Here is an 18,559-nt window from a genome sequence, read left to right on the forward strand (position 1 = left end):
CCACGCCGCGCGCTCGGCGCCTGGGTCCGCGCCGCTCTGCGCGCCGGCGCATGCCGGTAGTTGTTGCGCTGGCGATTATTCGGCGGGACCGCCATTTTTCGGCTGGAACATTGCTACAATTTCCATGCTGGCCTGGCTTCAAGGTAAGGCGGGCGCGAGAGGCTTTTGCCATGCCGACATTGAAAGCGACATCGTACTCATCTCAAAGCGCCTTATGACAGACACCGCTGATTTTTCAGGGAGCGTTCGGCACTCGCATGGGGCCGCCGACGTATTGGCGGGCCACTATGAACTCGGCGCGCGCCTCGGCGAAGGCGGCTATGGCGAGGTCTTCGAAGCGTGGGACCGCACCTTGCAGCGCAGTGTCGCGGTCAAGCGCATCAAGAAAGCCGACGGTGCCAGGAGTGGAGACGGTCCGATCCGCGAAGCCCGCATCGCGGCCTCGCTGCGGCACGCTGCCTTTGTCAAGGTCCACGCGATCGAAGACGATGGACCGAGTCAATCGATCGTGATGGAACTGGTGCCGGGAAAAACCGTCAGGCAGGTGCTGACGGAGTCGCGCATCGACCTGGCCCTTGCACTGGACTGGGTCGGCCAGGTGGCCGAAGCGATGCACGACGCGCATCAATCGGGCCTGGTGCATGGCGACCTGAAACCGTCGAACCTGATGGTTGAACCGAGCGGGCGCGTGCGCATTCTCGATTTCGGCCTCTCGCTGCGCGATGATGCGCTGGCGACGCGCTCGCTTTCCCTCACCGAACCGATGGGCACCATTGCCTACATGGCGCCGGAGCAGTTGCAGGGCGTGCCGGCCGATGCGCGCAGCGATGTGTACGCACTCGGCATCATCTTGTACGAGCTGGTGTGCGGCACCCGTCCCTATGCCGGCCTGGCCGGCCTGGCGCTGGCCGCCGCCCACCTGCAATCCGATTCCGGCAGTTGGCCCTATCCGGACAGCGCCAGTGCGCCGATGATCGCGCTGATCCGGGCCATGACGGCGCGCCACCCGCAGCAGCGTCTGGCCAGCATGGCCGAGATCCGCAGCCGCCTGCGCGCGCTGGCAACGCGGCCGGGGGCCTTGCCGGGCGCGCCGTGGCGCTGGACCGTTCCGGGGAAGCGCTGGTGGTGGGCGGGCGCGGCCTTGCTCGCCTGTGCGCTGGCGTTCGGCGGCTGGCAGCTGGCACCCCGGGCGGTGGCATTGCTGCAACGCGCGGCGCCTTACTCGCAAGCACTCGACATGCGATCCGGGCTGGACGCGCTGGTCTTGTTCGACCGTCCCGGCAAGCTCGATCAGGCTGGCGCCCATTTTGCGCGCATTCTCGACCATACGCCCGGGAACGCCGCGGCCGTGGCCGGCATGTCGCTGGTGTACGCGCTACGCTACGCGGGCGACGGCCAGGATGAAGTGTGGCTGCAAAAAGCCGCCGCCGGCGCCCAGCAAGCGTTGACCCTGAACGATCAACTGGCATTGAGCCACATCGCCAATGGCTGGGCGCTCGCCAACCTCGGCCACTACGAGCGCGCACTGACGGCCTTCGACCAGGCGCTCCATCTTGATCCCGCGGATTTTTTCGCCTGGTATGGCAAGGCCCACATGCTGCGCCGCGCGGGACGCCTGCCGCAGGCGCTGCAGACCCTGGCGCTGGCATCGGCGCGTTTTCCCCGGGAGCGCGTGTTTGCCGATGAATTGGGAGCGGTCCATTTTGAAAACGGCGCTTACCGCGACGCCGAGCAGGCATTCCGGCGCAGCCTCGCCTTGCAGCCGGACGCCGTCAACGCTTATTCGAATCTGAATGCCGCGCTGGTGCGCCAGGACCGCCAGGACGAGGCCCTGCGCGTGCTGCAGCAAGGCTTGCAAATCAGGCCCAGCGCCAAGCTGTATGGGAATCTGGGCAACGCCTTGTTCCTGCGCGGCGACTATGTGGGTGCGGCGGCCGCGTTCGAGAACGCCGTATCGCCCACCCGCGGCGCTCCCGGCGACTACCTTAACTGGGCCAACCTGGCCGACACCTTGCTGTGGATACCGGGGCGCGAACAGCAGGCGCGCCAGGCTTACGGCAAGGCGCGCACCCTGCTGGCCCCGCGCCTTGCGCGCGCCCCGGACGATGCGACCCTGGCGTCGCGCATGGCCTTGTACGCCGCGCGCAGCGGCGACAGCGCCGGCGCGCTCGCGCTGGCGGCGCATGCGCTGGCGCTTGCGCCGAAAAATGCGCAAATTCAATTTCGCATCGGCCTGGCATATGAATTGCTGGGTCATCGTCAGAAGGCGCTCGACGCTATTCTGAGTGCAAGACGCCTGGGCTATCCGTCCACAGCGGTTGCGGCTGAGCCGGATCTGGTCGCCTTGCGGCGCGATCCGGCCTATCCGCAGGACTGAGGTTCAGGCAATTTTCGCCGGAGAAATCCGGCCCCGTAGTGTCCACCGAAAGGAACGTTCATGAGCTCCCACCCTACGACGACCACGCATCCATTTACGATTTCATTTACCGACGCAGTAACGGAACCCGGATGGAATTTCGGCCACAGCACATTCCGTCCCGAGCTGTGCCACGTCGCTATCAACGACAAAATCGCTTTCAAGTTCGAGTACATGGGTATGCTTCCGGCGTCGACCATTGTGAGTCCGGTCTTGGTCGTGGCGCCGTTGCCGAGCCCATTCGTTGAGGGCAATATCATCTGCCTGAAGGAACATCCGACCGTGACGATCGGCACCAAAAAGGGCGAGTGGCAGTTCTGCCTTGTGTTCGGCGTTCGCTCACCGGAGGGGAACATCCGTTTCCACTACCTTCCCGATCCGGAATTGCAGGTCGGCTCGACGTAGGCGTGGTCAAGCAAGCAGTTCGAGCTTGTGCAGCAGGCGCCGCAGCGGTTCGGTCGGCGTTTTGAGCAGGGCGGCGCAGCGCGCTACGTTGCCATGGCTGGCCGCCAGCGCGCGCCTGATTTCATCGACCGCGATGTGATCGGCGCGCCGTATGTCGGGATGCCGCTCGAGCAGCTTGTACAGGGTGGGGCGCGACATCCCGAGCGACAGCGCCGCGCTCTGGATGGTCCATGCATGCTGGGCCATCGCGTTGAAAATGTCTGCTTCGCTTAACTGGGACGGCTTGCGGCGCGCCTGCGGCGCCTGGCCCGCGAGCTGCCCGGAGGGCTCAGGCGGCGCACCGGCTGAGCGCCCGGCTGGCAATCGCACCAGCTGCTCGAACTGCGGCAGCGCGCCGGCGTCGAGCATGAGGATGGCGCGCTGCAATGCATGGACCAGCTGGCGGATGTTGCCGGGCCAGTCGTAGCAGGCCAGCTGGGCGACCAGCGCGCAGGGCAGGCGCATGCCGGCTTCCTTCCCCAGCACATGCAGGATGAGCACGCCCATATCCTCGCGCCGGGCGCGCAGCGGCGGCAGTTGAATGACAAAGCCTTCCAGGCGGCGCAGCAGCGCCTGGTTGAAGCCGGCCGCGTCGAGTTGCTGGTCGGTGGCGGCGATCAGGCGCGCTGTCGCATGCCGGTCCTGCGCCGCTCCCAGCGGCCGGTAGTCGCCGCCCTCCAGCACGCGCAGCAGCATCGGCTGCACGCCGGCCGGCGCATTGCCTATTTCGTCCAGAAACAAGGTTGCGCCGTCGGCCTCGGCGAACCAGCCTTTGCGCTCGGCCTGCGCCCCGGTATAGGCACCCTTGGCGGCGCCGAACAGGTCGGCGCAGGCCAGCGACTCGTTCAGTGCCGCCATGTTGACCGTCACCAGCCTGGCCGTGGCGCGCCGGCCGAGCGCATGGATGGCGCGCGCGGCGATTTCCTTGCCGGTGCCGGTTTCGCCCAGCAGCAATACCGGCATCTCGTTCGACGCGGCCATGGCGACCTGGTCGCGCAGGGCAATGGCGGCGCTGCCGACACCGACCAGGGCGGGCATGCGATTGCGTTTCGGAAGCACGGTCATCCAGTGCAGGCAAAGCAGCACCGCGCGGCCAAGCGCGAGGATCTGGCCGTCGCGCAGCTGGTCCGCCGCCAGGCTGACCTTGTCGTGCAACTGGCGGCCATTCAATTCGACGACCATGCGCGAGTCGGGAAGATGCAGCGAAACACCGTCGAGCGCGTCGCGCACGATACGCAGGGGCTCGCGCGAAATTCCCATGTGGCCCAGGGGCAGCTCATCGGCCCCGGCCAGGCTGAACGAGGGCGCATACCGGCTCAGTTCCACGGCCTCGCCTTGCACACCAGTGACGAACTGCGCACCGATGCGTTCGGGATCCGGGTGCCAGACGATGGTCAACGCCAGCAAGGGGCGGTCGGCGCCATCCGGATGCGACAGCGGCGATGTCAAGGTGCGATTGTTATCGGTCATGGCCAGCAATCCCCGGACAGCCGGCTCTGGCTATCCACTATGTAAAACCTATGTCAAATTTTACACACTTTTCACACCCTGTTGCATGAATTGGCTTGCGCTGCCGGCCATGCCAGGACGCTGACCGCCCTGTGCCGCCACGCGCGCCCCGCAATGCTGCCCATCGGCAGCGCGGCGCGCTGGCGGCATGGCACGTCCCTTGCAACAGCAAGAGCAAGCGCGCCAGGAATGCGGCAGCGACCGGTCCCGCCGGACGGCTGCGCGCATTCAAGCGCGACGAGTACTTCGCTCACCATCTTTCGAGGAGATATACCATGTCCAATCCCCTGCTCGTGGCAGTTGCCAACGCAACGCAGTATGCCGCCACCCTGACGTCGACCAATAATTCGCCTAAGGACAATTCGCAGTTTTCCTTGTTTTCCACCGGCTTTACTGGCGGAACGGACAAGGATAACATCAAGATTCCGCAGTGCTCAGGCCCGCAATGGTATGAGGGCCACCACATCCTGATTACCGGCCAGGACGCCAACGGCGTGGTCATGTGGACCGTGTCGCTGTGGTCCAACGACCAGAACAACGCCGTCTTGTACTGGAATAACACCGATGGCTATAGCGAAAATAATCCATTGCCGGGCACGGGCGGAGGCCAGGTGATTTCCACCTTGTTTATCGGGTTCGATCCCAGCGGTAATCTGTTCGTCCACGCAAACAGCTATTAATCGCTGTGTCATGGCATGCCCTGCGGCCGCGCCGTCGGAGGCGGTGCCGTTGAAAACCGCACGCATCGACCAGTGCGCGCGATTTTCCAGCTACCGCAACACCGCTCGTCGAGCCCGCACCTTTTTCCAGGTACTCTGAGGAGGATCATCATGAACAAGTCATATCTTGCCGAGTCGACGCCCGCCAGCCACAGCGCTAACGCCAGCGATGCCGTCACCTCGGCCAATCCGCAAATGAATGACGTCCAGGCGCTATTCAAGGCTTTTCCCGCCAAGGTGGCGCGCCAATATTATGAGTGCAAGGAATTGCCGACCGGGCCTTTCGGCATGATCGCATCGCACTTCAAGGGCGTGGCGGCGTTCGGCGGCAAGCTGATTTTTTCGCATACCGACCTGGACCTCTTGCCCCCGGCCTTCAACGGAAAATACCTGACCGGCGACATCATACGTTCAGGCGATCAGGGAGAGATCGACCACGTGGGCGACACCGCGCACCCCGGCTGGTGCCATCCGTGCGGCATCCAGGCATGCGGCAGCTTCCTTGCGATGGGAATACAAAAGTCGGCCACCGGCACCGGAGTCCAGTCCGCCATCGAGATCTACGACATGCGCAACGCGCTGCTCGGTCAGCCCATCGTTTTGCTGGGAACGATCACCAGGTTCACGGACGGCATCAATGGCGTCGCCATGACGAAACAGGCCGGCCCGGACGGCAAGTATATCGTTGCCGGCGTCAACGGCTCTTCCTTGACGGTGTACACATCGACGACCTCGTCGTTGCTGCCGTTCGGGGACACGCGCTTTGTCGAAGTCCTTCAGGCCAACGATTTTCCCGCGTCCGGGGCCGGCCTTGCGCTCATTACCCAGGCCGACGGCGCCATTTTTTTGATATCGATGAATGCCGATGACGACGGTGCCCATTCCCAGATCGCCCTGTACGCCCTCGATCTCGACTGCGCGACCCCGACGTGTACCCAATTGGCCGAGAAAGCGATGCCGGTTCCGGGGATGAGCGAATCGCTGACCATACTGGAAAGCTACATCGCAACCATCGATCCTCCGTGGGGACCCATCCTTTCGCAATTGCTCGCTTTCGGGAACCCCGTGCTCAACAGCTCGTTCCGCTGGGGCAGGGGGCTGTCGATCACCTCTCCCGATAGCATCGAGATCTACGCGACCGACCGCAATGTTCTCCCGCTGTCGCACATACCGCAAATCGACTCGCAAAAGGATTTCTCGGTGGTGGTCTGGAGCAGCGCGCATGCGTGACTGCTGCTGCCAGCCCCGGCACGGTTCTGATCGCGGCAAAGCGACGGGTAAAAAAAACGCTCGCTCCCATTGCCGGCAGCGAGCGTTTTTTGGAACCGCAACAGCCGCTTATTTATAGACGACTTGCGCCTTCAGGTTGGGCAGCACTTTCTTGGAAAACGCCTTGTATTCTTCCGCGATGGCCGGGGCGCAGACGTTGCCGCGGGTGTGGTCGTCGACCTCGCGCGTGACCGTGAGCTGGTTGCCCTTGAGGCGATAGCTCGCCTTGTAGCTGATGTTGGCCGACTTGAATGTCATGTTATCGGGCACGGCCAGCACTTTCATCTTCTTCGGGAAGGTGAATACATATTCTTCCAGGCTGGCCCCGTTGGAGCAGGCAAACTCGGTCGGCGTTGCCTCATCGTCGGCGCCAACCGCCGTGAAACGCGCGACCGGCGCGCTGCTGACGAACACCGGATGAATGACAAAGGCGCCCGCGCCAGGGAACTGGGTGAAGTTCTTGAACTCGAAACTGGCCTTGTAATTGAGGGTATTGGTCAAGGCGGCCGGATCGTCGCCTTCGAACTTGCCCGTTCCGGTATAGCCCATGCCCCTCAACACGTTCTTGACCATGTCGTCCATGTTTTCCTTGCTGGCGTTGCGCAGGCCTTCGCGCAGGCCGAGGGCATACTGGCCCTTGAGCGCCACGTCCACGCTGCCGCTCACCGAACCGTCATCGTTGATCCTGATGCGCGTTTTCATGGTCTGGACATTCGACCCCGCTGGCGCGGCCGGGGTTTTCAAGCCTTCCTTGAAACCGTCGACCATCAAGGCCGGCTTGTCCTGCGAACTGTAGGGCAGCATGCCGAATGGAGTGGAGTCCGAGGTCGAGTCGACGAACAGGTCGAACGCCGGCAAGTAGTTGATCACGTGATTGACGCGCGATACCACCGGCACCTTGGCCAGTCGATAGCCGCTGCCCGCGTTGATCAGCGCTTGCGTGCTGTCGATCTTCCTGGCTGCCAGCAGCGCTTGCAGCAAGGTGGCGTGGTCCTTGCAATCGCCCATCTTGTTTTTCAGGATGAAGGAAATGTCGTGCGGGACCACGGCGCCTGTACCGATGCAGTTGCCGGCGTAGGTGATGTTGGTGGACACCCAGTCGTACAGGGCGCGCGCGGTGTCGCGCGGGGTCTTCTGGTCCTTGGCGATCTGGTCCGCCAGTGCCTGGACTTCCTCGCTGACGGCCGCTTTCGGCGTGGCGCGCGCGCCGTAGGCCTGGGCGATGTCGGCATACGACTTGAAGGTCGAAAACGCCAGGCCCGGCAGGGTATCGACGTCGAACACCGAGTAATCGTTGCGCTTGTCTTTCAGCGGTACCTTGTTGGAAAAGGTCCACGACAGTTCCTTGCGGCCGTTCTTTTCGGTGCTGGAATCCGGGGTCAGTTCGCGCACGTCGAGCTGGGCCGCGAGCGCGGCCGGATAGTCGAGCGTGATTTTGGCGTCATCGTAAGCGGTGCCGCGGTTGAAGTATTGAACGATCGAGTACTGCTTCGGAAACATCGGTTCGGTCTGCGTCAACTTGTACGAAAAACCGACGGTGTCGCCGACCGCCACTTCCGGGAACACCACCGTGAGGGTGGTGCGGTCGGAATACACCGGCGCATCCTTGGCATTGCCGGTATTGGTTTCGACCTGGAAATTCGATTTCGGCGCGTCGATGCGGCGCCCGTCCGCCTTGATGGTGTAGGCGCTCAGCACTTCGGCTTTTTCAATGCTGGTGCTGTACGAGATCGAGGTTTCCTTGGCGCTGGACAGGGCTTTTTCCTTGAGCACTTTCATTGCCCAGTCGTGCGTTTCGCTGCTGGTGTAGTCGTCGTTGAGCGAATACCTGACGTGATAGCGTTCGAGGCGGGTGTACAGCTCCGCCGGCTCCCCGGCCGGGGCGGCGCCGGCCGCGCTGGCGGGCAGGGTGAACATCAACAATGCTGCGGTATGCAGTAATCTGGCTTTCAAGTATTTCTCCACGTGGATTTGATCGTTCTCACAACAAATTGTTGTTTGCATGAAAACATTATAAACCGGCACGATGGTCTTGCAAATTGACTAGTTGAATATCTTTCTATTTGGCTGATTTGGCAAGCTTGTCGATATGCTTGCCGCGTTGGGCGGTCTCCGGAGCGTTATTGAACGCGGCGATGCCTTCCTTCTGGTGCGGGTTGAATAAGCCGGCGCGTTCCGTGGCTCAGGCCTGAACCACGCTCACGCGCGCAAAGCGCAAGTTCTCGAAGACCTTGATGCGCCCCTTGAGCGGCCACCAGTCGTACAGAAAAATCTGCACCGGGCGCCACATCGCCACCCAGCCGATGATGGTCAGGCTTTCGTGGGCGATCTTGGCGCCGGGGCCGGGCATGAAGCTGGTGATGGCTTCGGCCAGCAGCAGGCAGGCGACGACGAAGACCAGGCCCACCCCCAGGCTAAGACGGCCCAGGCGCAGCAGTTGCCGCAGTTCGCCCCGCACCAGTTCGATCTTGTAACCGTAATAATTGTGGATGGCGTCGCCCACCAGCGCGTCCGCTTCGCTGGCCGATGGGAGCTGTTCGACATGGATGGTCAGGTGCAAGTGGCAATCGTGCGGCAGCGACAGCGCCCAGTTCTCGATGTAGGCCTCGCATGCACGGTCGAGGTCCTTGTTCAGGAAGGGCGTCGGATCGAGCGAGTTGAACAGCTGGCGCAGCTCGCGCACGCGCAGTTCGAGGGTATGGCTGGGATGCTGGCTGATGTGCATGGCGCGCGTTTCTCCTTGACCGCTGCGAGCCGTGCGGCGCGCAGCGATCGCCGTATTCTACCGTGCGCATCGCCGCGCCCGCTTCGGTGCTTGGGAGAGGCCGGCGAGTCATGTGAAAATTGACATTGTTGACAAAATGATCGATCATTCCGGCGCCTCATTCCTGACCGAAGGCAACGACGCGCGCAGCGCGCGCCCGCTCCAGCCTCCTGCCCCGACCCGCCATGACGACGATCCCGTTTTCCCCCTTCCTCCGCGCGCCGGCAATCGCCGCCATGCTCGCCTGCGGCCAGGCCCGCGCCCAAGCGCCCGATGCGCCGGCCGCGCCTGCACCGGTGCAAGTCCAGCTGCCGCAGGTGGAGGTCGCCGCCAGCCGCGGCGATGAACGGCGCCAGTCCGGCACCTTCCGCCAGACCCTGGTCACGGCCGACCTGGCGCGCTACGGCGACGCCAGCGTGCTCGATGTGCTGCGGCGCCAGAGCGGCATTGTCGTCAACGGCGTTCCCGGTCGCAAAGGCGGCGAACTGAGCATGCGTGGCCTGGGCAGCGGCTATGTGCGCATCCTGCTCAACGGCGAAGCGGCACCGTCCGGTTTCTCGCTCGACAACCTCGCTCCCGACGTGGTCGAACGCATCGAGATCCTGGCCGTTCCCACGGTCGAGACGGGCACGCAGGCGATTGCCGGGACCATCAATATCATCCTCAAGCGCAGCAGCGGCAAGGCCCAGCGCCAGCTGCGCGCCGGCCTGTCGCACGATAACGAACGCACCACGCCGCAGGTGTCGGGCACCTGGAGCGACCAGCACGATGCGCTGGCGTGGCTGGTGACGGGGGCGCTGCGCCGCCTGAGCGGCGACGAAACCTTCCTGACCCGCACCGAGGGCAGGGACGAGCAGGGCCCGCTGCTGCGCCGCATGGCGCAGTTCAACCAGGATCGCGGCTGGAACTGGAATCTTGCGCCGCGCATCAGCAGGAAGTTCGGCGCCGACGGTTCGCTGGCGCTGCAAAGCTATCTGTCCGGGATCGACTACGATAGTGCCGGCCGCGGCCACACCGATTTCCTGCGGGGGCCGCCGACGCCGTATGCCAGCGAAACCTACACCAGCCACGGTTCGGCGCTGACCATGCGCAATAACCTGAGCTGGCTGGCCACCCTGGGCGAGCGCAGCAAGCTGGAAGCGAAAGTGGGCGCGACCTACGGGCGCACGGAAGCGGCCAGCGGCGTCGATTTTGCCGATGTGCACAAGCGCCAGGACACCGCGCGCGACAACCACAGCCACGGCGTGACGGCCTCGGCCAAGCTGCGCAGCGTCTACAACGACAAACATGCGGTGGTGGCCGGCGTGGAATTCCAGCGCGACCGCGATGAAGTGAACCGCGCCGATGCGATCGATGGCCGCTCCCAGCTCGACCAGGCCGGCACCGGCTTCCAGGTCGACAGCCGGCGCACGGCGCTGTACGCGCAGGATGAATGGGATATCGCCGCGCGGGTGGCGCTGTACCTCGGCCTGCGCTGGGAGCGGGTGATGCTGCGCAGCGCGAACAATCTCGGCCAGCAGGCCGACTTCGGCAAGGCCATGGTCAGCCCGGTGCTGCAGACGGTCTGGCGCCTGCCCGGCAGCAAATCGGACCAGCTGCGCCTGGGGCTGGCGCGCACCTGGAGGGTGCCGTCGGGCGAACTCCTGATCGCGGGGCGCAGCCTGTCCTTGGTGAACACGGTGACGCGGCCCGACACCGGCGGCAACCCGAACCTGCGGCCCGAGCGCGCGCTGGGCCTCGACCTGGCCCTGGAACACTACCTGAGCCAGGATGGCATGGTCAGCGCCGGCCTGTTCACGCGCCGCATCGATGACGTGACCCTGACCCGCACCGTGTCCGAGGACGGACGCTGGGTGGCGCGCCCGGTCAACAGCGGCCAGGCGCAGGCGCGCGGCATCACGCTCGATACCAAGTTCAAGCTGCCGCAGTTGCTCGCCGGCGCCCCCGCGCTCGACCTGCGCGCCTCGCTCGCGCGCACCTGGTCGTCGGTCGAGGCGGTGCCGGGCCCGGACAACCGGATCGGCAGCCAGGCGCCGCTGTCGGTCAATATCGGCGGCGACTACAGCTTCACCTCGGCGCCGGTGACGGCCGGGGCGACCTTCGCTTATGCCCGCAATGGCGCGGTGCGCCTGTCGCGCTACGAAACGGCCGCCGAGTCCGACAAGCGCGTGGTGGAGGGCTACCTGTTGTGGAAACTCACATCCAAGGCCCAGCTGCGCCTGAGCGCGACGAACCTGTTGCATGAGGACGACGTCAAGCGCTCCGCTTATGCGGGCGAGTCCTTGTTGCAAACCAAAACGGTGACCGCGCCCACCTGCACGGTGCTGCGCGCGATGCTGGAACTGAAGTTGTGAGCCGGTAGGTCCTGGCTGATTTTTTCAGATAAGCAAAGTCGGTAATCTTCGTGTTCAGGCAGGCGTGGCGTCTGTACACTTTTTGGCATGCGGTATCAATAAACGGATTGGGAATGGTAATGGGTAAGCAGTTGATTGCACACGGAGCGCTGGCGATGTTGTCGCTGGGCGTCATCGCCACGGCACAGGCGCAGCCGGAGACGACCAGCGCCGCCGCGCGCGCCGCGGCGCGCCAAGCCGCCGGAAACAGCGATTCCGACAAGGTCGACCGGGTCGAGATCACCGCCACGCGCGCCGTCAACGCCGTCGACGCGCAGCAGGTCGCCGCCGCCATCACGGTGTTGCAGCCGGAAGGGCTGGCCAGGTTCGGGCTCGGCAACCTGGGCGATATCTCCCGTCTGGTGCCCGCCATGAGCGTGCAGGAGCAGGGACCTGGTGTGAACAACATCACCATGCGCGCTCTGGTAGTGCGCGGCATCGTGCCGTCCGAAATCCAGGATGCCTCGCTGGTGGCGGTGTATGTGGATGAAATGCCGGTGACCCTGAAATCGGGCAATCCGGATCTGCGGGTGCTGGACCTGGAGCGCATCGAAGTGCTGCAAGGTCCGCAGGGCACCTTGTTCGGCGCCAGCGCCATGGCCGGCGCGGTGCGCCAGATCACGCAAAAGCCCGATACCAACGACCTGTTCGGCTCGGTGGAAGCGGTCGCTTCGCGCAGCGCCGGATTCGGCGGCAACAACCACAATCTGCGCGGCATGCTCAACGTGCCGCTCAAGGACGAGGTGGCGGGCCTGCGCCTGACAGCCTACACCGGCGCCGATTCCGGCTACATCCGCAACGACTTCAATGGCGCCACCACCAACGCCGTCTCGACCAACCAGGGCCGCGCCGCCCTGCGCATCCGCGCGCAACCCGGCCTGGTAATCGATGCCAGCGTCACCGCCTCCAATATCAAGGGCGGCATCAACGACGCCTACGGCAAGCTGGCGCCGTTCACCACCTATGCGCTGCTGCCGCAAAAGAGCAACGATGCGCTGCAACTGGTCAACCTGGCCGTGAACTACGAGCTGGGCGGCGCGCAGCTGGTATCGTCGACCTCCTACCTGCACCGTGACACCGGCTATGCCACGTCGGCCCAGTATCCGGCCACCGCCTTCATTTTCGGTGGCAAGAATCCCCTGATGGCGTCGGCTTACACGATCGATAATCGTGTCACCGACTTTGCCCAGGAAGTGCGCCTGAACTCGCGCGATGGCGGCCCCTTCAAGTGGAGCGCGGGCGCGTTTTTTGAAACCGGCAAGCGCAAGCTGCGCCAGGAACAGCCCACCGCCGGCTTCGATTCGCGTTTCGGCGAGACCCGCAATTTCCCCGGCTACAGCTCGCAGGCCAATGACCTGGCGACGACACGCGACAACTATTTCTCGGGCCGGCAAGATACCAGTTCGCATCAGGTCGCGCTGTTCGCCGAAGGCAGCTACACCGTGTTCGACAAACTCGACCTGACCGCCGGATTGCGCCTGTTCAAGGGCACGCAGGATTTCGACCTGCATTTCAGCGGCCTGTTCGGAAATCTGGCGGGCGCGACCCCCGCCGCCCCGGTCGGCAGCCCGGAAACGAGCAGCAGCAGCGCCACTGCCCAGGGCGCCAATCCGCGCTTCGCGGCCGCCTATCGCATCGACCAGCAACACATGCTGTATGCGAACGCGGGCAAGGGTTTCCGCTATGGCGGCAATAACCAGCCGGTGCCGTTCAGCTTTTGCGGCGTGCACGCGCCCGCCACCTTCGCGCCGGACAGCCTGTGGAGCTACGAAGCCGGTTCCAAGAATACCCTGTTCGGACAGCGCATGACCTTCAATGTGAATGCCTACCTGACCAACTGGAACGATGTGCAGGTTTTCAACAAGTTGCCGTGCACGTATTACTTCACCCAGAACGCCGGCAAGATTCGCAGCGAAGGCGTGGAGCTGGAAACCTCGGTCAAGCTGACCCGGCACGCCAGCATCGGCGTCAATGCCGCCTACAACCATGCCTACGCGCGGGATGCCGTGATCACCGGCATCGCGGCGCAAAACATCCCGGCCGGCGCGCGCACGCCCTACGCCCCGCGCGTGGCGGCCAGCGTCACCGCCAGCTACCGCATTGCGCTGGCTGGCACGGATGCGATCGGCCTGGCCGCCAGCTATGCCTACAAGGGCCGTGCCTACACCAATTTTGCCGCCGCCCAGGGAAGCTATGCGGAAATTCCATCATCGAATACGCTCAACGCCACCGTGACCTACCTCACTGGCGGCATCGAAGTGGGCTTGTTCGGCACCAATCTCACGAACGGCAACAAGGTGAGCGACGCCACCACCAACAGTATCGCCATCCAGCCCGGCGATACCTTGTTCATGGCGCGTCCGCGCACGGTCGGCCTGCGGGTCAAGTCGCGCTTCTGACGGCAGGGCGCTGCCGGGCGCAGGTCGGTGATGCGGCAGGTCAACGTCCGACCTGCCGCGGCCACCCACAATGCCAGTGTGAGCAACCAAGGATGACTTATGCAATCACGACGGGCACGGCAGGCGCGCTCCCATTACCTGGATGCGGCGCAGCAGGGGCAAATCCGCAGCGAACGCGCGCGCCCGCTGTGGCGCGGCGAGTGGCCCACCTGGCTGCTGATCGTCGTCATCCATGGCGGCTGGCTGGCCACCCTGGCGTTCTGGCGCGAACTGGGCACGCCCGGTGCAAGCGCGCTGATGATCTGGTGGTGCGCGTGGTATATGTCCCTTCAGCATGAGTTGATCCACGGCCATCCCACGCGTTGGCCCGCGCTCAACCGCCTGTTCGGCACCCTGCCGCTGGCCGTGTGGTATCCGTATGGCCTGTATCGCGACAGCCATCTGCGTCATCACGTCGATTTCCACCTGACCATGCCGGCGCTCGATACCGAAAGCCATTATGTGTCGCCGGCCACCTGGGCCGGCCTGGGCAAGCCGATGCAGGCGCTGCTGTGGTTGAACAAGACCTTCTGGGGACGGTTGCTGGTGGGGCCGGCCATCGCGATTGGCGGTGCCTGGGCGCAAGCGGTGCGCGAGCCGCTGCAGGGGAACTGGCGCAATGTGCCGATGTGGCTGCGCCATCTGGCCATGCTGGGGGGCATGTTGTGGGCAGTCGAGGCGGTATCCGGGGTGACGGCGCTGTATTATGTGCTGGCGATTTCCTATCCGGCCCAGTCGCTGGCGATGATCCGCTCGTTTTACGAGCATCGCCCGGCCGAAGAGCACAAGCAGCGCATCGTGCTCAACGAAGATGGCTTTGTCTTCCGCCTGTTATTCTTGAACAATAATTTTCATCTGGTCCACCACGATGTGCCGTCGCTGCCCTGGTTTCTGTTGGGGCGGGTGTATCACGGGCGGCGCGATGCGTATATCGCGCGCAGCGGCGGGTTTTATGTGCGCGGGTACGGCGTACTGATGCGCCGCTTCGGCGTGACGCCGGTCGATCCGCCCGTTCATCCTCATCTGCCGGAGGTCGGTCCGTGACGTGGAAAGCCGCGTTCCCCATGTATGAGGTGTCGGCCAGTGTCAGGGCAGGGTACGACACCCTGTTCGAGGCGCTGCTCGATGTGCTGCGCGCGGACGGCTTCGGCGAGGCCGTCGAGCTCGAACACACGCCGGCCTTGCCGGACTTCTGGCAGCGGCCCGACATGCTGCTCAGCCAGACCTGCGGCTATCCCTACCTGACCCGGCTGCGCGGCCACGTCGCGCTGCTCGCCACGCCGGCGTACGCGTTTCCTGGCTGCGAGGGCAGCGATTATGCCAGCGCCATCGTGGTGCGCGCCGGCGGCGCCATCGGCACGCTAGCCGGGGCGCGCGGTTGCGTCGCCGCCGTCAACGACATCGATTCAAACAGCGGCATGAACGCGCTGCGCCATGCCGTGGCGCCGCTGGCGCGCGACGGCCGTTTCTTCGGCGCGGTCCGCTGGTCGGGCAGCCACCGCGCCAGCCTGGCGCTGGTGCAAGACGGCGAGGCCGACCTGGCGGCCATCGATTGCGTCACCCTCGGCTACCTGCGCCGGGAAGAGCCGTCCAGCCTGGATGGCCTGGCGGTCGTGTGCCATTCCGCGCCGTCGCCCGCCTTGCCGTTCGTCACCGGCGCCGCCGTTCCGCATGCCGTGCGCGAATGCCTGCGCAGCGCCTTGCTGGCGCCGTCACCAAAGCTGGCCGGTGTGATGGCGGCACTGTCCATCCGCGCATTTGCGCCATGCGGCGACCAGGATTACGTGCGCATCGAGGCGCTCGCCGCCGAGGCGCGCGCATATGGCTATCCGCAACTGGCCTGACAGCGAAAACGCGCTTGGTTTGACACAGATCAACCCTTGTTCATCGACATCAATCCCTTGCGATTGGGCTGGCTGATTTCCGATAGCATGTAACTGGTGCACCTATGTTGCGCCATGGGGCAGAGTCGTCTGCCGGCAAGCTGTCATCGCTGCCACCCGTCAAGCACGGCGCTTTCCCAGCCCGTCCCGCACCTTGTTGTTTGCACCCACTTCAATCAGGTCGCCCTTTTGATATTGGAGAGCATCATGGCCGTCGCTCTTGATGAAATTAAGAATGCCGCAAAAACGACATTGCAGAGTTCCGCCAACCGCTATGGGCGTTCCGCAGTCGAATATGGTCACGCCTTGCTCGATTTCGGCAGCGGCAGCACCGGTGTCGGCGACGTGGCAAAAGCTGCCGTGGAACTGGCGCTGCGCGGGGCGATGGGTGCGGTGGAGGATAGCGTCCGCTTCGGTACCGCGTATGTGAACTGGGCATATGCGCTGGTGGGCATCGGCCATCCGCTGCCGGCGGCCTGCGGCGCGCCGTGCGCTACCGCGCCGCAGGCCAATGCGCCGGCTGCGGCTGCGGCTGCGGAAGGCGGACCGGCAGCATCTGCCGCCAAGAAAAAATAAGGCGCAGATGGCAAACGATCGTTCCGTCGTCCCCGCCAGCGCGGCGCTCGTCATCGTCGACGATGACGGCGCCAGCCCGGCCGACCTGCTGCGGCTGGCGTTGCGGCGCGCGGGCTGCGTGCCGGCCGCGCCGGATTCGACGAACAACAGCGCGGTTATTCTGCTCGACCTGGCCGCGTTCGCCCCCGACAGTCCCGTGGTGGTGCGCCGCGAGCTGGTGGAAGCGCTGCTCGACCTGCTCGCCGCCGATGGCTGGACCAGCCTCGCCATCGCCTCCAGCGCCGACAGCGCCAGCACCTGGCTCGGCAACCGCGACGTCGCCGTGCTCGCGGACCTGCTCGGCTACCGGTACGAAACCAGCAGCGGCACGCCCTACGATATCGTCGACCTGTCCGAGCAGCTGGCCGATGCGCCGGCCGCCGGCCAGGACCCGTGGGCGGGGCGCCTGTCGCGCGCCTGGACCGACGCCGACCTGCGCATCGTGTTCGCCAAGTGCCGGACCGACCAGCACGATAACGTTGCGCTGTGCCTCAGTACCTTGCTGTACGCGCTGCCGCTGGCCGACAAGGATTACCATTACCGGCTGCGCACCGATCCCTGGCTGGCGCTGCTGCCCGTGCTGGAGACGAGCGCGCCGCATATCGCCATCGTCGACGCCTGCGGCGCGGCGCACGGCTCGGGCGCTGCGCAGGCGCCGCGCGCGCTGGCCACCCACACGATCATCGCCGGCAACGATGCGCTCGCGGTCGACTGCGCCACCGCCATCAAGATGGGCGCCGACCCCGCCAGTTCGCCGCTGATCGCGGCCCTGATCGCGCGCTTCGGACGCCCATCCCTGGCGGGCCTGGACGGCTCGCTGGCCCCGTTTCCCGGCTTTCTGCTGCCCGACCCGATGCTGGTCGAGGCCACGCGCCAGCGCCAGCGCTCGCCCACCTTGCAGCGCCTGACCGCCCCGTGGCTGCAACAGGTCGACACCGCCTTGTTCCCCTTCAAGCATGCGCTCGACACAAAATGCAACCAGGCCATCGCGCCGCGCCTGGGAAACCTGGACGACGACCCGTCCGCCCGCGCGCTGCTGGTCTACGCCAACTGGACCTTGGGGGCGTGGGCGGCGGCGCTGGACGCGGCGCGCATCGGGCTCGCCAAGGACAAGCTGCTGCGCAGGGACGCGCCCATTTCCGCCGTCACGCTCGCTTGCAAGGATGCCGATTTCCTGGCCATGGAGCGCGAGCTCGACGAGCTGCGCGCCTGGCTGGCCATCGCGCCTGGTGTCGCTGGGCCGCTGCGCTGGCGCCGCATCGAGCAGGCGGTGCTGTTCGAATACCAGCGCGAATTTCCCGTACCGCTGACCGAATTCGCCAGCCGGATCGACATCGCCCGTGCGATCGAATTCATGAACGACTACATCGGCGGCGAGCTGCGCGTACTGACCCGCGATGCGCAGGGCAGGCCGCTGCATCAGGCCGAACGCAATGTCTACCTGCCGCAGCCGAACTACGTCGCGTGGTGGGGCGGCAAGGAAATCGATGTCTCCAAGATCGAGAGCGTGCATTACGGCGACGACGAGCAGCGTATGGTCTGGAAAACACTGCATTCCGAGAACGGGTCGGCGCTGTTCGACGATGGCATCATCACCTTTTCCGCAACGGACGCCGGCACGCGCGTGAGCATTTTCGGGCGCCAGCTGTTTGCCTTGCCGCCCTTGCTGGAAAGCTTGCAGCTCGACCGCTATCCGGCCCTCAAGGACCATCTGACCGAGCAGGCATATTCCACCTTTTTCGCCCGCACCTTTTCCAATTTCGAAGCCTTGCTCGAAGGGCGCGAGATCGCCATCGGCCAGGCCTGGCAGGTGCCGGCCACGCCGCACGACAGCGCGCCGCGCCCGGTGGACACGCTCGCCAATCTGGCGAGTGCACTGGGCGAGGTTGCCGCCACCCTGTTCGCTGGTGTTCTTCAGCCGAGCGCGGCGCCGGGCAAGCCACGGATCGACACAGATGGCTTTACCCATGTCGACGGGCCGGCCGCCGCGCCGCCGCCAAACGCGCTCGGCGCATGGGTGGGCGGTTTCTGGCAGGGCTATGGCGAGGCAATCGCCCGTGATCTCGGCCAGAACGCGCAGGCGCTCTGGCCGCGCACCTGAGAGGAGGG

The 18,559-nt window shown here is 65.0% G+C and carries 13 protein-coding genes; 10 read left to right on the forward strand and 3 right to left on the reverse strand.

All coding sequences use genetic code 11. The features are described 5' to 3' along the window. The first annotated feature begins 214 nt into the window (after window positions 1-214). Both IV454_RS19000 and IV454_RS19005 read left to right on the forward strand, forming a co-directional pair. Window positions 215-2,377 (forward strand): serine/threonine-protein kinase, encoded by a 2,163-nt coding sequence (locus tag IV454_RS19000; protein WP_206087350.1) that lies wholly within the window; start codon window positions 215-217, stop codon window positions 2,375-2,377. Between the two features lie 60 nt (window positions 2,378-2,437). Further along, window positions 2,438-2,821, forward strand: coding sequence for a hypothetical protein (locus IV454_RS19005; RefSeq protein WP_206087351.1), 384 nt, complete (start codon window positions 2,438-2,440; stop codon window positions 2,819-2,821). A gap of 6 nt (window positions 2,822-2,827) precedes the next feature. Here IV454_RS19005 and IV454_RS19010 read toward each other — a convergent pair whose 3' ends face one another. Continuing rightward, a complete protein-coding gene (locus IV454_RS19010; protein WP_206087352.1) occupies window positions 2,828-4,330 on the reverse strand; it encodes a sigma 54-interacting transcriptional regulator in 1,503 nt (500 codons plus the stop codon). Between the two features lie 314 nt (window positions 4,331-4,644). Here IV454_RS19010 and IV454_RS19015 point away from each other — a divergent pair, with 314 nt between their 5' ends. Together IV454_RS19015 and IV454_RS19020 are read left to right on the forward strand one after the other, a co-directional pair. Further along, complete coding sequence (locus IV454_RS19015) at window positions 4,645-5,049, forward strand: hypothetical protein (protein ID WP_054267294.1); 405 nt, start codon at window positions 4,645-4,647, stop codon at window positions 5,047-5,049. 72 nt (window positions 5,050-5,121) lie between these two features. Then, on the forward strand, window positions 5,122-6,318 hold the full coding sequence (locus IV454_RS19020; protein ID WP_206087353.1) for a hypothetical protein: 1,197 nt from the start codon (window positions 5,122-5,124) through the stop codon (window positions 6,316-6,318). 108 nt (window positions 6,319-6,426) lie between these two features. Here IV454_RS19020 and IV454_RS19025 read toward each other — a convergent pair whose 3' ends face one another. Then, window positions 6,427-8,310, reverse strand: a complete 1,884-nt coding sequence (locus IV454_RS19025) for a DUF3857 domain-containing transglutaminase family protein (RefSeq protein WP_206087354.1) — start codon at window positions 8,308-8,310, stop codon at window positions 6,427-6,429. Window positions 8,311-8,539: 229 nt separating this feature from the next. Continuing rightward, a complete protein-coding gene (locus IV454_RS19030; RefSeq protein WP_054267297.1) occupies window positions 8,540-9,082 on the reverse strand; it encodes a hypothetical protein in 543 nt (180 codons plus the stop codon). Between the two features lie 224 nt (window positions 9,083-9,306). Between IV454_RS19030 and IV454_RS19035 the strand changes: the two genes are divergently transcribed. The 6 genes from IV454_RS19035 to IV454_RS19060 all read left to right on the forward strand — a co-directional run bounded on the left by IV454_RS19035 (window position 9,307) and on the right by IV454_RS19060 (window position 18,551). Then, a complete protein-coding gene (locus tag IV454_RS19035; RefSeq protein WP_206087355.1) occupies window positions 9,307-11,475 on the forward strand; it encodes a TonB-dependent receptor plug domain-containing protein in 2,169 nt (722 codons plus the stop codon). A gap of 119 nt (window positions 11,476-11,594) precedes the next feature. Beyond that, complete coding sequence (locus IV454_RS19040) at window positions 11,595-13,913, forward strand: TonB-dependent receptor (protein ID WP_206087356.1); 2,319 nt, start codon at window positions 11,595-11,597, stop codon at window positions 13,911-13,913. Between the two features lie 99 nt (window positions 13,914-14,012). Further along, window positions 14,013-14,996, forward strand: coding sequence for a fatty acid desaturase (locus tag IV454_RS19045; protein WP_206087357.1), 984 nt, complete (start codon window positions 14,013-14,015; stop codon window positions 14,994-14,996). After that, a complete protein-coding gene (locus tag IV454_RS19050; protein WP_229521709.1) occupies window positions 14,993-15,796 on the forward strand; it encodes a phosphate/phosphite/phosphonate ABC transporter substrate-binding protein in 804 nt (267 codons plus the stop codon). The genes IV454_RS19045 and IV454_RS19050 overlap by 4 nt, the downstream gene beginning before the upstream one ends. Before the next feature lie 114 nt (window positions 15,797-15,910). Beyond that, the gene (locus IV454_RS19055; RefSeq protein ID WP_206087358.1) at window positions 15,911-16,411 is read left to right on the forward strand and encodes a hypothetical protein; all 501 of its coding nucleotides are present in this window, start codon (window positions 15,911-15,913) and stop codon (window positions 16,409-16,411) included. A 7-nt stretch (window positions 16,412-16,418) separates the two neighbouring features. Beyond that, window positions 16,419-18,551: a DUF362 domain-containing protein gene (locus IV454_RS19060; protein WP_206087359.1), complete on the forward strand. Its 2,133-nt coding sequence runs from the start codon at window positions 16,419-16,421 to the stop codon at window positions 18,549-18,551. Window positions 18,552-18,559: the final 8 nt, after the last annotated feature.

This window comes from Massilia antarctica (assembly GCF_015689335.1).
Classification (GTDB): Bacteria; Pseudomonadota; Gammaproteobacteria; order Burkholderiales; family Burkholderiaceae_D; genus Telluria_A; species Telluria_A antarctica.

Coding starts and splice junctions, on each gene's coding strand:
- IV454_RS19000 (WP_206087350.1), top strand. CDS start 215: ATGACAGACACCGCTGATTTTTCAGGGAGCGTTCGGCACTCGCATGGG.
- IV454_RS19005 (WP_206087351.1), top strand. CDS start 2,438: ATGAGCTCCCACCCTACGACGACCACGCATCCATTTACGATTTCATTT.
- IV454_RS19010 (WP_206087352.1), bottom strand. CDS start 4,330: ATGACCGATAACAATCGCACCTTGACATCGCCGCTGTCGCATCCGGAT.
- IV454_RS19015 (WP_054267294.1), top strand. CDS start 4,645: ATGTCCAATCCCCTGCTCGTGGCAGTTGCCAACGCAACGCAGTATGCC.
- IV454_RS19030 (WP_054267297.1), bottom strand. CDS start 9,082: ATGCACATCAGCCAGCATCCCAGCCATACCCTCGAACTGCGCGTGCGC.
- IV454_RS19035 (WP_206087355.1), top strand. CDS start 9,307: ATGACGACGATCCCGTTTTCCCCCTTCCTCCGCGCGCCGGCAATCGCC.
- IV454_RS19040 (WP_206087356.1), top strand. CDS start 11,595: ATGGGTAAGCAGTTGATTGCACACGGAGCGCTGGCGATGTTGTCGCTG.
- IV454_RS19045 (WP_206087357.1), top strand. CDS start 14,013: ATGCAATCACGACGGGCACGGCAGGCGCGCTCCCATTACCTGGATGCG.
- IV454_RS19055 (WP_206087358.1), top strand. CDS start 15,911: ATGGGGCAGAGTCGTCTGCCGGCAAGCTGTCATCGCTGCCACCCGTCA.
- IV454_RS19060 (WP_206087359.1), top strand. CDS start 16,419: ATGGCAAACGATCGTTCCGTCGTCCCCGCCAGCGCGGCGCTCGTCATC.